Raw genomic sequence first — 14537 nt, forward strand, 5'->3', positions numbered from 1 at the left:
TGGATGAAGGAAGAGTCGGGGCACGCCCCGAAGAAAGAGTCGGGGCACGCCCCGACCTACGAGACGAAGCGCCGATCTGGCAAAAGCGGTTCTGGGAGCATCACATCCGGGGGGATGAGGATTTCGCGGCGCATGTGCGGTATTGCTGGATCAATCCGGTGAAGCACGGGTTGGTCGGGCATCCGCGGGAGTGGCCGTATTCGTCATGGCACCGGGATGCGGGCGGGGCGGTGTGGTAGGGCGGGGCGTGCCCCGCCATCGGGAGTCGGGGTGAACCCGACCTGCGCAGCGCTACAATGCGCGAGGATCGGCTCGGGTTGCTTCAAGAATTCTGACGATGTCTCGATTCAATTCTAGTTGGTCCAGCGAGTGAATACATTTGATCCCACTTCCAAGGATCTTGCCTTGAGTATCCGCAGCAAAGCGTTTGGACATTTCTTGAGAATATCTCGGCTCTGGAATGCCGTAATTTGCCGCTGACTTGTTTGTTAATTGATAGACGGCATGACTTACAAAGTCAGCGTATTCTAAGAGTTCCTCTTTTCCCTTCTCGATTGGAGAGATCGCGAAGACATTTAAGATGGAGAGCGATTTCGACTCTTCATATAGTGGATTTTCCTTCACGGTGGATAGGTATCGATACATCGCGTCGTAGTCGTGATTCCTATGTTCTAAAATAACAGATAACTGGTCTGGCTGAACCCTAACCCTCTGAAGGTAAGAACAGATCAACTCAAGGAGATACTTTAGGCATTTATTATAGAATTTCTGAGGATCGCTCTCAATCAGGTCTTTGTATTCTCCAAGCGTCGACTTGTTTGACACTACAGCAAAGAAGCGCCCATGAAGTTCCGAGCATCTTCTGGCGAGAAGAACCTTCGCGGCATGATCTAATTCCGTCGCGTGCCGCCAGCTTTTCTTAGTGATTGTGTTCTTGACCTCGGCAAGCACCGTTCTAGCGTGAATCTCGCTAGCCGGCTGAAACACAGCTGCACCAAGGACAAAGTAGGGCGATGCACCACGACTACTGTCAGTCCGGACTTTCGAAATCCCCGCTTCGCCACTTTCATCAATGAACACGCGAAATGGCAATTGAAACCGCCTCTACCCCCAAACCTCCACAAACTCTCGCCACTCGCCCTTGCTCATCCCGGAGGCCTCTTGCGTCACCGCCTCCCCGGCCAAGCGCCGTTTCAGCACCGCAATCGCCTTTGACGACAGCGTCACTCCCCCCATCCGGTAGTCCTCGAACGCGCCGAACGCCAAGGGGACCCAGTCGCGCACGCAGGCCGCAATCGCCTCGGCGTAGACGCGGATTTCGTATTGGGCGTGGGGGTCGGCGCGGAGGCGGAGGAAGTGGAAGAGGTTGTGCAGGTCGGTCTTCCAGTACCATTGCGTGTAGATGTTCATCGGCAGGTTCATCCGCGCCAGTTCGCGGGCGAGGCCCTGCTGGCCGTCCTGGGAGAGCATCGCCTCGTAATGGTCGTACATCTGGGCGGCGTCGGATTTGAGCATCGCAAGGACGCGGGCGGATTCCTCGCCGGTCAGGACCTCACCCCGGCCCTGGTTGTTGACGGTGGATTGGGCGGCAAGCTGGGCGGGTTCGGGGATGTAGAACTCACGGTCGAGGATCGAGTAGCGGGCGGAGTATTCGTTGACGTTGGCGGTGCGGTGGCGGATCCACTGGCGGGCGACGAAGACGGGGAGTTTGACGTGCAGCTTGATCTCGCACATCTCGAACGGGGTGGAGTGCCAGTGGCGCATGAGGTAGCGGATCAGGCCTTCGTCGTTCTGGACGTGCTTGGTCCCGGCGCCGTAGGAGACGCGGGCGGCCTGGACGATGGCAGAGTCGTCGCCCATGTAGTCGATAACGCGGATGAAACCATGGTCAAGGACGGGGTGGGCGCGGTAGAGATGCGCCTCCATCCCCTCGGAGACAGCGCGGAGGGTGGGGCGGGGATTGGCCCGTGCGGCCTCGATCTCGGCGGTCTGTTCGGGGGTGAGGGGCATGGCGGGCCTCTTGCGGTTACGAGTCGGGGCTGACTATAGCTTGCGGTTGATCGGTGTGATACCGCTAGATGAGCGAATGGAGGATGGAATGGCGATCAAGTATCTGCACACCATGGTGCGCGTGAAGGATCTGGAGAAGTCGATGGCCTTCTACCGGCTTCTGGGCCTGAAGGAGACGCGGCGCAGCGAGAGCGAGCAGGGGCGGTTCACGCTGGTGTTCATGGCGCCGCCGGGGCAGGAGGATTGCCCGGTGGAGCTGACCTACAACTGGGATGGGGACAACGGATTGCCCTCGGACAGCCGGCATTTCGGGCATCTGGCCTATGAGGTGGACGACATCTACGCGACCTGCGCGCATCTGGCCAAGCACGGGGTGCTGATCAACCGGCCGCCGCGGGACGGGCGGATGGCCTTCGTGCGCTCGCCCGACAACGTGTCGGTGGAGCTGTTGCAGCGGGGGGCGGCGAAGGCGCCGGCGGAGCCCTGGGCGAGCATGGCCTCGACCGGGCATTGGTGAAGGCGCCTCCGGCGGGGATATTTGGGCCAGTATGAAAGGTCAGAGCGACCAGAGGCTGTAGCTGTCGGGGCCGAGGGTCTGGCTTTCCCGTAGTCTGGGGCGGGGGGCGTCGGCGAGGGCGGTGAGGGCGAGGGGGCCGAGGGCGGGGTGGCCTTCGGCGCCGAGGAGGAGGCCGCCGGAGAAAAGCGCGAGGTCGTCGACGAGGCGGGCCTTCACCAGCGCCGCCGCGACTGTGCTGCCGCCTTCGCTGAGGATGCGGGTGAGGCCCTTTGCGGCGAGGGTCTGGAGGGCGGCGGTGAGGTCGAGGTGGCCTTGCGTTTCCGGGATTTCGATGAGGGTGGCGCCGGTGGTCTCCCACGCTTTGCGGGCGGGATCGGGTGCGGTGGGGCCGTGGAGCAGCCAGACCGGGTTGTCCCTGGCGGTGTGGCCAAGGCGGCTGGCGGGGGAGTGTTTCAGCATCCGGTCGAGGAGGATGCGGACGGGCTGGCGGGGGGCGCCCATGTCGCGGACGGTGAGGTCGGGGTCATCGGCCAGCGCGGTGCCGGAGCCGACCATGACGGCGTCGTGGTTGAGGCGGAGGGCGTGGACCTTGCGGCGGGCCTCGGGGCCGGTGATCCAGCGGCTTTCGCCCGTCTGGGTGGCGGTGCGGCCGTCGAGGGAGGCCGCCAGTTTCAGGGTGACGAAGGGCAGGCCTTGCGTGACCCGCTTCAGGAAGCCCGCGTTGAGGCGGGTGGCTTCTAGGGTCAGGACGCCTTCCGTCGCGGCGATGCCCGCCGCCCGCAGCATGGCGTGGCCCTTGCCGGAGACGCGGGGGTCGGGGTCGGTGAGGGCAGTCACCACGCGGGCGAGTTTGGCGGCGATCAGGGCTTCGGCGCAGGGGGGCGTGTGGCCGTGGTGGGCGCAGGGTTCCAGGGTGACATAGGCGGTGGCACCGCGCGCGGCGTCACCGGCCTGTTCCAGGGCGCGGACCTCGGCGTGGGGGCGGCCGCCGGGTTGGGTCCAGCCGCGGCCGGCGATCAACCCGTCCTTCACGATGACGCAGCCGACGGCGGGGTTAGGCCAGGTATTGCCAAGGCCCCGCGCGGCGAGGCGCAGGGCATGGGCCATGTGGAGGGCGTCTTCCGGCCGGGGGGTCACTCTTCCCCGGCGGCTCCGGGCCGAAGCTCGCTGACGAAGCCGTCGAAATCGTCCGCCGTCTGGAAGTTCTTGTAGACGGAGGCGAAGCGGACATAGGCGACGGTGTCGATCCGGGCCAGGCTTTCCATCACGATCTCGCCGATGACCTTGGAGGAGATGTCGGTGTCGCCCAAGGATTCCAGCCGCCGGACGATGCCGCTGATCATCTGGTCGATGCGTTCGGGGTCGATCGGGCGCTTCTGCATCGCGATGCGGATCGAGCGTTCCAGCTTGGAGCGGTCGAAATCCTCGCGCTTGCCGGAGGATTTGATGACGACGAGATCGCGCAGCTGGACACGTTCGTAGGTGGTGAAGCGGCCACCGCAGGCCGGGCAGAAGCGGCGGCGGCGGATCGAGACGTGATCCTCGGCCGGCCGTGAATCCTTCACCTGCGTGTCGATGTTGCCGCAGAATGGGCAGCGCATCGGGCCCCTCCTTGCTGTTGTTGGTCTTCCTGCCTCAAGGCCGGGTGTTCCCCCGGTTCCTTGCCACTGACTATAGGGGCAGGCCGATGATTTCGGGAAGTGCAATAATCGGCCCACCGGATATGGGGGGCCGACTGTGGCGGCGGGGACTCACGCCTTCGTGTGCAGGACCCGCGCGCCTTCCGGGTTAGCCTTGCGCTTTCCACGACCTACAGGAGGCACCGATGAACCGACCGATGGAACGGATGACGGCGAAGGACTTCGATCAGGAGTTGCTGGAACTGTATGATTTCTATGCGCATGGGAAGATTTCCAAGCGCGAGTTTCTGGACCGGGCCGGGAAATGGGCGGTGGGAGGCGTCACGGCGGTGATGCTGCTGAACATGCTGTCGCCCAACTACGCGCTGGCAGAGCAGGTGGCGGCGGATGATCCCGGGATCGTGGCGGAACGGGTGACTTACCCCTCGCCGAACGGGCATGGCACGGTGAACGGCTATCTCGTGCGCCCGGCGGGGGCCGAGGGCAAGCTTCCGGCGGTGCTGGTGGTGCATGAGAACCGGGGATTGAATCCCTACATTGAAGATGTGGCGCGGCGGCTGGGGCAGGCCGGATTCCTTGCGCTGGCGCCCGATGGGCTGACCTCGGTCGGCGGCTATCCCGGCGATGACGAGAAGGGGCGGGAGCTGCAATCCTCGGTCGATCCGACAAAGCTGATGAACGATTTCTTCGCCGGGGTGGAGTGGCTTCTGGCGCATGAGGCATCGACGGGCAAGGTCGGGGTGACGGGGTTCTGCTATGGCGGGGGTGTGGCGAACGCCTGCGCGGTGGCCTATCCGGAGCTGTCCGGAGCGGTGCCGTTCTATGGCCGGCAACCGGCGGCGGCGGATGTGCCGAAGATCAAATGCCCGCTACTGATCCATTATGCCGAGCTGGACGAGCGGATCAACGCAGGCAGGCCGGAATACGAGGCCGCGCTGAAGGCTGCGGGGGTGAGCTATGAGGCCTTCATCTATCCCGGCGTGAACCATGGCTTCCACAACGACACCACGCCGCGATATGACGCGGCGGCGGCAGAGCTGGCCTGGGGGCGGACGCTGGACTTCTTCAAGGCCAATCTCGTCTGACCCAAGGCGGTGGCTTGATCGGGTTTGGCCCAAGCCGCTAGAAGGTCGCCATGGCAGGGGAACGCATTGCGCTGTGCGGCATCGTCCGGAACGAGATCCGGGGGATCGTCGAATGGCTGGCGCATTACAAGGCGCTGGGGTTTCACGATCTTCTGATCTACGACAACGAGAGCAGCGATGGCACCTCGGAGGTGCTGCGGGCGCTGGACGAGGCGGGCGAGCTGGTGCATCTGGACTGGCCGCATGCGGTGGGCGCGCGGCCGCAGCGGCTGGCCTATGAACATGCGCGCAAGCATTCCGAGGCCGACTGGCTGGCCTTCTTCGATGCCGACGAGTTTCTGGTTCTGCACGGGGACGCTGGGATCGGCGACTTCCTCGCGCGGTTCAGGGCGGAAGTCGCGGCGGTTGCGGTCAACTGGGTCGTCTTCGGAAGCGGCGGGCAAGAGGTCTGGCGCGCGCTGCCGGTGGTGGAGCGGTTCACCGATGCCTTGCCCCCCGAGGCCCGCGAAAGCCGGACGGTCAAGGCTTTGGGCCGTCGGGAACGGCTGGCCGGTACCGGCATCCACCGGGTCGCGGTGCGGGAAGGGCGCTATGTCACGCCCTCGGGTCGGGTGGCGGAATTCGACGGGCTGACAGCGACAGTCGCGCCGGATGTCGCGGTCGCGGCGCTGCACCATTACGCGGTGAAGTCGCTGGAGGAATTCGCCGAGAAGCGCGCGCGGGGCCATGCGAATTCGCAATTCCCGGCACGGAAGCGCGCGAAGCTGGCGGCGCGCTTCGCCGATTTCGATGCGGGGGGCGTGCAGAACTCCTGGCTGGCCGAGAGGTCGGGCCCGATGCGGGCCGAGGCGTTGCGGCTGCTGGACATCCTGCGGGCGGCGGGCGTGGACTATCCGGTCTGGCCCTTTGTCGAGAGGGGCTAGTTGCAGTTGCCCCAGCTTTGGGTGTCGGGGGCCCAGCACTGGCCGATCCGGGCCTTGAGGTCGAGGATCGGATCAAGGCTGTGGATGACGCTGCCCTTGTCGCAGGTGAGGGTGGCGAGCGTCTTGTCACCCTGCATCACGTTGACCCCGCCTTCGAGGATTGCGTTTTCGTCCATCTTGTCGAAGGAGGTCCAGACTTCGTAGGTGGTGCCGTCGTTCTGGAAGGCGACCGTGTCCCAGATCGCGCGGCCGATGCCGGGCCAGGGGGTGTAGGCCACCGTCTCCAGCGGTTCGGCGATGGTCAGTTCGGGTTTGCCCTCGCGCCCGTAGCTGTAGATCAGCGCGCCTTTCCAATAGCAGACCTCGAGGGTCTTCTTGCCGATCCGGCAGGAGAAGGCCTCGTCGCCCTGGCAAGTCGCGCTTGCCGGGGTGGCGAGGAGGGCAAGGAGAAGGGCGGCGCGCATGTTCGGTCTCCGGTTTCGGCGGAGTTTGAAACGGGGGGCCGTTGGGCACAAGGTCAGGCATCCGGACGGGGCGTCCGGCCTTGTGGCTGGAGTGTCGGTCGCGCTACTGGGCGAGATGCAGCGCAACGTCGCCCGACCAGGGCTCGGTCACGCCGCGCCCGCCGCCGAGGTCTTCCAGGATGGGGCGCAGCTTGTCGAGACTGGCGATCATCGCGGGCCTTGCGGCGACGAGCGCCGCCTGGTCGGCCCATTCGCCGACCACGATGAAGCTGCGCTCGCCGGATTTAACCAGCCAGAAGTTGCGGCCGCCCGGCATGGACTTCATGTCGAAGTCCTTGTGCAGGCGGACGAATTCCTCTTCCATACCCGGCTTCACTCGCATGTGCACAACGTTCATCGCGGTCATGGCGGGCCCCTCCCCAGGGTTTGAGTGGGCGCAGAGTAGCATGGATGGGGTGAGTCGGGGGTCTGGTGTAGGGTGGGTGCCAACCGACCATGCGCGAGGTGGTGGGTTGGCACCCACCCTACGCTTGCTTCGTGGCCGAAGCTAGTGGCGATAGAACGCTTTATTTATGTCGCAAAAAATCCGAGAATCTATTAGTTGCTGCTCGGTGAACGCTCCATGCATGCTTGCTTTATTCTTGCCAGGTCTCTGGCCTTGGTGCTTGTTAATATAGGCGGCATGAGAATTTGCAGCAAACTTGGCGAAATCGCCAAGCTTTATGCAGTAAAATCGATCTGATCCCGGGCCTTGGCCAAGGAATACAATCACCAAGTCGATATTTTCATCTATGCCCTTCCTTGCTCCGAGAACTTCTTGAAACTCGTTGCCTATTTCTCCTGTAAGAGCAACATCTACAAACTTATTGGATGAAAACTGAAAAGATCCCTTCGAAACACACTTCACCTGAACAGCTCGATTTTCACCGGCCCGATATGCAAGAATATCAATGTGCTCTGCGTTACCAGTCGGCAACGCAACTATGAAACCCGCTCGTGCCAACTCTGCGGCAACGAGAGCTTCTCCAGTTTGGCCTGTAGCATGTCTATTAACGGTCATCACTGATCCAGGAAGCTCCGCAGCTTCCTGCTCCTGCTCGGATGCTTCAGCTTCCGCAGCGCCTTCGCCTCGATCTGGCGGATGCGCTCCCGCGTGACGCTGAACTGTTGCCCCACCTCTTCCAGCGTGTGATCGGTGTTCATCCCGATCCCGAAGCGCATCCGCAGCACCCGCTCCTCGCGCGGGGTCAGCGAGGCCAGCACGCGGGTCGTCGTTTCCTTCAGGTTCTCCTGGATCGCGCTGTCCAGCGGCAGGATCGCGTTCTTGTCCTCGATGAAATCGCCGAGTTGCGAATCCTCCTCGTCGCCGATGGGGGTTTCCAGCGAGATCGGTTCCTTGGCGATCTTCATCACCTTGCGGACCTTCTCCAGCGGCATCTGGAGTTTCTCGGCCAGTTCCTCGGGCGTCGGTTCGCGGCCGATCTCGTGCAGCATCTGGCGGCCGGTGCGGACCAGCTTGTTGATCGTCTCGATCATGTGGACCGGGATGCGGATCGTCCGCGCCTGGTCGGCGATGGAGCGGGTGATCGCCTGACGAATCCACCAGGTCGCGTAGGTGGAGAACTTGTAGCCCCGGCGGTATTCGAATTTGTCGACGGCCTTCATCAACCCGATGTTGCCCTCCTGAATGAGGTCCAGGAATTGCAGGCCGCGGTTGGTGTATTTCTTGGCGATGGAGATCACCAGGCGCAGGTTGGCCTCGACCATTTCCTTCTTGGCCTGCCGCGCCTCTTTCTCGCCCTTCTGGACCTGGTTCACGATCCGGCGGAATTCGCTGATGTCGACGCCGACATACTGGCCGACCTGGGCCATTTCGGCGCGCAGTTCCTCCACCTTGTCGCGGCTCCGTTCGATCAGCGCCTGCCAGCCGCGACCGGCCTTCTGCGCCATGCGGTCGAGCCAGGTCGGGTCAAGCTCGTAGCCCTGGTATTCGTGGATGAACTCCTGCCGGTTGATCCGGGCGGCGTCGGCCAGCTTCACCATGCCGGAGTTGATTGACATGATCCGCTTGTTGATGCCGTAGAGCTGGTCGATCAGCGCCTCGATGCGGGAGTTGTTCAGGTGCAACTCGTTGACCAGAAGCACGATTTCCGAGCGCAGCTTCTGGTAGGCGGCCTCGTCGGCGGTGGAGAAGCGCTGGGACGACGACAGGGTCGCGTTCATCCGGCTTTCCTGCATGTCGGCGAGCTTGTCGTAGTCGCGCGCGATGAGGTCGAGCGTTTCGAGGACGCGCGGCTTCAGCGCGGCTTCCATCGCGGCGAGCGACATGTTCGAGGCTTCGTCATCCTCGTCCTCGTCCATCTCGGCCATGATCGGGTTGCCGTCGGCGTCCAGCTCCGGCTCGGCGCTGGTGCGGCGCGGGGCCTCGCCGCCGACGCCGACCTCGTCCAGCGCGGGGCCGTCAAGCTCGCCTTCCTCGCCGTCCAGGCTGCGGCCGAAGGTGGCTTCAAGGTCGATCACGTCGCGGAGGAGGATTTCTTCCGACAGAAGTTCGTCGCGCCAGATGATGATGGCCTGGAAGGTCAGGGGCGATTCACACAGCCCCGCGATCATCGTGTTGCGGCCGGCCTCGATCCGCTTGGCGATGGCGATCTCGCCCTCACGGCTGAGAAGCTCGACAGAGCCCATCTCGCGCAGGTACATCCGGACGGGATCGTCGGTGCGGTCGAGCGTTTCGGTGGTGGCGCCCGCAACCGCGATCTCGCGGCTGGTGGAGGTTTCCACCAACTCGCCCGCGACCGGGGCTTCGCCTTCCTCGACCTCTTCGTCCTCGATGATGTTGATGCCCATCTCGGAGAGCATCGACATCACGTCCTCGATCTGCTCGGACGAGACCTGTTCCGGCGGCAGGACGGTGTTCAGCTGGTCATAGGTGATGTAGCCGCGTTCGCGTGCGTCGGCGATCATCTTCTTGACCGCGGCCTGGCTCATGTCGAGCGAAACGTCGGCGTCTTCGGTTTCCGGCTTGGCGTCGTCGGTGTCCTTGAGGGCCATGGGGTCTCCGTGGGGCGAATCGGGGCGAGGCTGGTCGAATCAATAACGCGAATCAGGGTGAGGGACAGCCCGAATCAGCGGTTTTTCTTGATCCAGACCTGATCGTCGATCAGGCGTTGCAATTGTCTTGACAGCGCGGCCCGGTCTTCGCCGAGGTCGGAACTGTCGCTCTGGCCGCTTTTTTCCGAGCGGTGGCGGGCTTCGGCGGCCTGGCTCAGACGCCAGGTCAGGCCTTCGTCGGGAAGGCCGTCCATATCCTCCATCGCGTCTTCGATTTCACGGCGCGCGCCCCGGCGGGCTTCCAGCTTGGCCAGCTCTTCGGCGAGGCAGAGGGCGGCGAGCTCGTCATCCTGCCGGTTGCGCACCGGGGGGGCAATGGCGACATGGGGACGCGAGAGGACGGCGTCAAGGGCGGCGGGGGCGGACTGGGCGATGCGGTCGTGCAGGTCGGGCATGTCGGCACCGGCAAGGATCATCTGGCGCAGCGTGTCATGGTCGTCGCCGGTCAGGTCCAACCGCTCCAGCGCGGTCTCGAAGCGGTGGATCACGCCGGGGTGGAGGATGAGGGTGGCGAGGATCACCGCCTCGCGCAGGGTTTCCTCGACCGGACCCTGGGCCTGGGCGAGAAGCGAGGAGCGGGTGGTGGCCAGCGCGCCGCCGGGGGGAGCGTTGCGGCGACCGGGGCGGAACGGGCCGGGCTGGAACGGGCGATACTGCGCGGTGCCGAAGAGGTCGAGCCGCAGCCGTTTCATTTCCTCGGCGTAGTGGTTGCGGATGGATTGGTCGGCGATGCGGGCGAGGTGGCCTCGCAGCACCTTGTCCAGGCTCGCGCGGCGTTCGGGGCTGTCGAAGACGCGGCCCTCGGTTTCGCGCTGCCAGAGGAGCTGGACCATCGGTTTCGCGCCGTCGAGCACGGCTTGCATGGCGGGGGCGCCTTGCGCCTTGATCAGGTCGTCGGGGTCCATGCCGCCGGGGAGGATCGCGAAGCGGAGCGCCTTGCCGGCCTGGAGCAGGGGCAGGGCGAGGTCGATGACGCGCTGGGCGGCGCGGAGGCCTGCGGTGTCTCCGTCCAGCGCGATGACGGGTTCGTCGCTGATGCGCCAGATCAGGCGGAGCTGGTCTTCGGTGACGGCGGTGCCGAGGGGGGCGACGGCGGCGGTGAATCCGGCCTCCGACAGCGCGATCACGTCCATGTAGCCTTCGGCGACGATCAGCGTCTGGCCCTTGCCCGCGGCTTCCCGTGCGGGGGCGTGGTTGAAGAGGTTGCGGCCCTTGTCGAAAAGCTCGGTCTCCGGCCCGTTCAGGTATTTGGCGCGGGCGTTGGGGTCGAGGCTGCGCCCACCGAGGGAGATCACCCGGCCCCGGGCGTCGCGGATCGGGAAGATGATGCGGGCGTGGAAACGGTCGTAGAGACGGCCCGAGTCGGATTTGGCGACGACGCCGGAGGCGGTCATCAGGTCTTCGGACAGGCCTTTGGCGCGCAGATGCTCCACCACGGCTTGCGCGTTGTCGGGGGACCAGCCGATGTCCCAGCGGTCCCAGGCGGCCTCGTTCAGGCGGCGCTTCTGCGCGAGGTAGCTGCGGGCGGCGGACCCGGCGGCGGTCTTCAGTTGCAGGCGATAGAACTTGACCGCCTCGTCCATGACCTGGGTCAGCTCGGTCCGCCGGTCAGCCTTTTCGGCGGCGCGTGGATCGCGGGCGGGCATCGTCATCCCGGCCTCGCGGGCCAGGACCTCCACCGCCTCCATGAAGCCAAGGTTGTCGGAGTCCTTGACGAAGGTGACGGCATCGCCCTTCGCGTGGCAACCGAAGCAATAGTAATAGCCCTTGCGGTCATCGACGTGGAAGCTGGCGGATTTTTCCTGGTGGAAGGGGCAGGGGGCCCAGAAGTCGCCCTTGGCGAGGTTCGACTTGCGCATGTCCCAGGTGACTTTCTTCCCCACGATGGAAGAAAGCGTCACGCGGGTGCGCAGCTCGTCGAGGAAGCCATTGGGCAGGGACATCGGCTCAATTCAGTCGTCGCGCGGGGTGGAAACCCCGGGGGCGCTTCGCCCCCCGGACCCCCAGAGGATACTTATGGACAGAAAATGGGCTGAACCCAACCCATTTTCTGTCCCCAAATATCCCGGGGGTGCGGGGGCTGGCCCCCGTGCGCGGCGGGTCAAAGGCCCAGCCGGTCGCGCATCGAGAACCAGGTCATCGCGGTGACGAGAAGCGGCCAGCGGAAGGTGACGCCGCCGGGAAAGCGGTGTTGCGGCAGGCTGGCCATCAGGTCGAAGCGTTCCTGCTGGCCTGCCGCCGCCTCGGCCATCAGCTTGCCCGCGAGGGTGGCCATCGCGACGCCGTGGCCGGAATAGCCGGAGGCGGAGAGGACGTTCTGGCCGGGGCGGGTGAAGCAGGGCATCCGGTTGACGGTGATCGCCAGCGTGCCGCCCCAGGCATAGTCGATCCGGGTCTTCGCCAGTTGCGGATAGACCTGGAGCATGGGTTTCGAGACGGTCCTGATGATGTCGGGGAAACGGTAGCCGTAGCTTTCGCCGCCGCCGAAGAGGAGACGGTTGTCCTCGCTCAGGCGCCAGTAGTTCACCACGAAGCGGGTGTCGGCGACGGCGACGGGTTCGGACAAGAGGTCCTTCGCCGCTTCGCCCAGAGGTTCCGTTGCGACGATGAAGTTGTTGATCGGCATGACCTTTGCCGCAACCTTCTCGTTCAGCTGGCCAAGGTAGCCGTTCCCCGCCAGGATCACCGTGGCGCAGTCGACATGGCCCGAGGGCGTGCGGACCACCGGGCGCGGGCCCGGTTCGACGCGGTGGACTTCGCTGCGTTCGTGGATGCGGACGCCCGCCCTGGCCGCTGCTTGCGCCAGGCCGATGGCGTAGTTCAGCGGGTGCAGATGGCCCGCGTCGCGGTCGATCTCGCCGCCGACATAGTCGGTGGAGCCGATGAGCCGCCGGATGCCGCTGCGGTCGAGCGGTTCAAGATGGGCATAGCCGTAGTCGCGGTGGAGCTTTTCCGCATAGGCATGGGTCTCGCGGACTTCCGTCTCCGACCGGCAGGCATGGGCGATGCCGGGGTGGAAGGTCACGGGCATGGCGTGGTCCTTGACCAGCGACTTGACCAGGGTCTTGGCCTCCTCGGCCAGATCCCAGAGCCGGTGGGCGTTCTCGCGGCCAACCGTCTTTTCGATCCAGACCTGGTCCTGCCGCTGGCCGCTGCCAACCTGCCCGCCGTTGCGACCGGAGGCGCCGAAGCCGACGCGGTGCGCGTCCAGCAGGACCACGTCATAGCCCTTCTGGGCCAGGTGCAGCGCGGCGGAGAGGCCGGTGTAGCCGCCGCCGACGACGCAGACATCGGCCTTCGTGGCCCCCTTGAGGATCGGGAAGCGGTCGAGGGGCGCAGCGGTCGCGGCATAGTAGCTGGCGGGGTATTCGCCCCGCCGGTCATTCGCGTGCAGGAGATTGACCATCAGACGTTGAGGAGCAGGTGCTCCCTCTCCCACGGGCTGATGACTTGCAGGAACTCCTTGTATTCGTTCCGCTTTACGCTGTCGTAGACCTTGCAGAAATCGACGCCCATCACCTCTTGCAGAGCGGTGTCCTCTTCCAGCATGTCCAGCGCGTCGCCCATGGTGGCAGGAATGTCCTCACTGTCGATATAGGCGGAACCGGAGAATTCGGGGCGGGCCTGCACCTTGTTCATCAGGCCCAGATAGCCGCAGGCCAGCGTGGAGGCGATGCCGAGATAGGGATTGCAGTCCATGCCCGGCAGGCGGTTTTCCACCCGGCGGGCGGCGGAGCCGGAGATCGGGATGCGCAGGCCCGTGGTGCGGTTGTCGCGGCCCCATTCCAGGTTGATCGGAGCGGCGAAGTCGGGGACGTAGCGGCGGTAGCTGTTGACGTAGGGCGCAAACAGCGCGACCGCGGCGCCGAGGTGTTTCTGAAGGCCGCCGATGAAGTTGAGGAAGGCTTCCGTCTCCACCCCCTTCGGGCCGGCGAAGATGTTCTTCTTCGTCTCGATGTCCACGACCGAGGTATGGATGTGCATGGCTGACCCAGGTTCCCCGGCGATGGGCTTGGCCATGAAGGTGGCGAAGCAGTCGTGCCGCAAGGCGGCTTCGCGGATCAGGCGCTTGAAGAAGAAGACGTCATCGGCCAGGCGCACCGGGTCGCCGTGGGCGAGGTTCAGCTCGATCTGCCCGGCACCGCCTTCCTGCAGGATGCCGTCGATCTCCAGGCCCTGCGCCTCGGCGAAGTCGTAGATGTCGTCGATGACCTTGCCGTATTCGTCGACCGCCGAAAGGGAGTAGGCCTGCTTGCCCGCCGCGCGGCGGCCGGTGCGGCCCATGGGCGGGATCACCGGCATGTTCGGGTCGATGTTGCGGGCGGTCAGGAAGAATTCCATCTCGGGCGCGACGACAGGCCGCCAGCCCTGGGCGGCATAGAGGTCGACGATGCGGCGCAGCACGTTGCGGGGTGAGAAGGGAACGAGGTTGCCCTGCTGGTCCTTGGCGTCGTGGATCACCTGGAGCGTGATGTCGGCGGTCCAGGGCGCCGCTGTCGCTGTCGACCAGTCGGGTTCCAGGATCATGTCGGGTTCGGTGAAGGCGTCGAACGGGTTGTCGGCCCATTCGCCGGTGATCGTTTGTAGGAAGATCGAGTTCGGCAGGAAGTAGTTGGTCTGCTTGGCGAATTTCGCGGCGGGCATCGCCTTGCCGCGCGCCACCCCGGCGATGTCGCCGATGATGCATTCCACCTCGTCCACCCGGCGGTTGCCGATGTAGTCGCGCGCTGCCTCGGGCAGCTGGTCGGTCCATTTGGACATATGTCACACGTTTGTTGGGGGGT

The 14537-nt window shown here is 64.7% G+C and carries 14 protein-coding genes; 3 read left to right on the forward strand and 11 right to left on the reverse strand.

The window, feature by feature from the left end; genetic code table 11:
- Window positions 1–291 precede the first annotated feature (291 nt).
- Both JNJ68_RS05355 and thyX read right to left on the reverse strand, forming a co-directional pair.
- Window positions 292–1080: a DUF3800 domain-containing protein gene (locus tag JNJ68_RS05355; RefSeq protein WP_294979911.1), complete on the reverse strand. Its 789-nt coding sequence runs from the start codon at window positions 1078–1080 to the stop codon at window positions 292–294.
- Between the two features lie 24 nt (window positions 1081–1104).
- On the reverse strand, window positions 1105–2010 hold the full coding sequence (gene thyX / locus JNJ68_RS05360) for an FAD-dependent thymidylate synthase (protein WP_294979913.1): 906 nt from the start codon (window positions 2008–2010) through the stop codon (window positions 1105–1107).
- An 88-nt stretch (window positions 2011–2098) separates the two neighbouring features.
- Between thyX and JNJ68_RS05365 the strand changes: the two genes are divergently transcribed.
- Entirely contained in the window at window positions 2099–2527 is a 429-nt protein-coding gene (locus JNJ68_RS05365; RefSeq protein ID WP_294979915.1) for a VOC family protein, read from the forward strand.
- 39 nt (window positions 2528–2566) lie between these two features.
- Here JNJ68_RS05365 and ribD read toward each other — a convergent pair whose 3' ends face one another.
- Window positions 2567–3634: a bifunctional diaminohydroxyphosphoribosylaminopyrimidine deaminase/5-amino-6-(5-phosphoribosylamino)uracil reductase RibD gene (ribD, locus tag JNJ68_RS05370; RefSeq protein ID WP_294979917.1), complete on the reverse strand. Its 1068-nt coding sequence runs from the start codon at window positions 3632–3634 to the stop codon at window positions 2567–2569.
- Window positions 3635–3660: 26 nt separating this feature from the next.
- On the reverse strand, window positions 3661–4128 hold the full coding sequence (nrdR, locus tag JNJ68_RS05375; RefSeq protein WP_128514091.1) for a transcriptional regulator NrdR: 468 nt from the start codon (window positions 4126–4128) through the stop codon (window positions 3661–3663).
- A 224-nt stretch (window positions 4129–4352) separates the two neighbouring features.
- On the opposite strand from nrdR, the gene yghX reads away from it, so the two are divergent.
- Both yghX and JNJ68_RS05385 read left to right on the forward strand, forming a co-directional pair.
- Window positions 4353–5252 (forward strand): YghX family hydrolase, encoded by a 900-nt coding sequence (gene yghX, locus JNJ68_RS05380; protein ID WP_294979920.1) that lies wholly within the window; start codon window positions 4353–4355, stop codon window positions 5250–5252.
- 50 nt (window positions 5253–5302) lie between these two features.
- On the forward strand, window positions 5303–6175 hold the full coding sequence (locus tag JNJ68_RS05385) for a glycosyltransferase family 2 protein (protein ID WP_294979922.1): 873 nt from the start codon (window positions 5303–5305) through the stop codon (window positions 6173–6175).
- On the opposite strand, the gene JNJ68_RS05390 is transcribed toward JNJ68_RS05385, so the two are convergent.
- From JNJ68_RS05390 to JNJ68_RS05420, 7 genes are all read right to left on the reverse strand, one after another.
- Window positions 6172–6639 (reverse strand): hypothetical protein, encoded by a 468-nt coding sequence (locus tag JNJ68_RS05390; protein ID WP_294979923.1) that lies wholly within the window; start codon window positions 6637–6639, stop codon window positions 6172–6174. The two genes, JNJ68_RS05385 and JNJ68_RS05390, sit on opposite strands and share 4 nt — an antisense overlap.
- Window positions 6640–6742: 103 nt before the next feature.
- Window positions 6743–7045 carry an antibiotic biosynthesis monooxygenase gene (locus tag JNJ68_RS05395; protein WP_294979925.1) on the reverse strand — a complete coding sequence of 101 codons (303 nt, stop codon included), beginning with the start codon at window positions 7043–7045 and terminating at the stop codon, window positions 6743–6745.
- Between the two features lie 141 nt (window positions 7046–7186).
- On the reverse strand, window positions 7187–7699 hold the full coding sequence (locus tag JNJ68_RS05400) for a group I intron-associated PD-(D/E)XK endonuclease (RefSeq protein WP_294979927.1): 513 nt from the start codon (window positions 7697–7699) through the stop codon (window positions 7187–7189).
- Window positions 7699–9693 (reverse strand): RNA polymerase sigma factor RpoD, encoded by a 1995-nt coding sequence (gene rpoD / locus JNJ68_RS05405; RefSeq protein WP_294979928.1) that lies wholly within the window; start codon window positions 9691–9693, stop codon window positions 7699–7701. The genes JNJ68_RS05400 and rpoD overlap by 1 nt, the downstream gene beginning before the upstream one ends.
- 74 nt (window positions 9694–9767) lie before the next feature.
- Window positions 9768–11696, reverse strand: coding sequence for a DNA primase (gene dnaG, locus JNJ68_RS05410; protein ID WP_294979930.1), 1929 nt, complete (start codon window positions 11694–11696; stop codon window positions 9768–9770).
- A 158-nt stretch (window positions 11697–11854) separates the two neighbouring features.
- Complete coding sequence (locus JNJ68_RS05415; protein WP_294979932.1) at window positions 11855–13159, reverse strand: FAD-binding oxidoreductase; 1305 nt, start codon at window positions 13157–13159, stop codon at window positions 11855–11857.
- The gene (locus JNJ68_RS05420) at window positions 13159–14514 is read right to left on the reverse strand and encodes a glutamine synthetase family protein (RefSeq protein ID WP_294979934.1); all 1356 of its coding nucleotides are present in this window, start codon (window positions 14512–14514) and stop codon (window positions 13159–13161) included. Before JNJ68_RS05420 ends, JNJ68_RS05415 begins: the two co-directional genes overlap by 1 nt.
- Window positions 14515–14537 lie beyond the last annotated feature (23 nt).

Source organism: Tabrizicola sp., from assembly GCF_016793705.1.
Lineage (GTDB): Bacteria > Pseudomonadota > Alphaproteobacteria > Rhodobacterales > Rhodobacteraceae > Tabrizicola.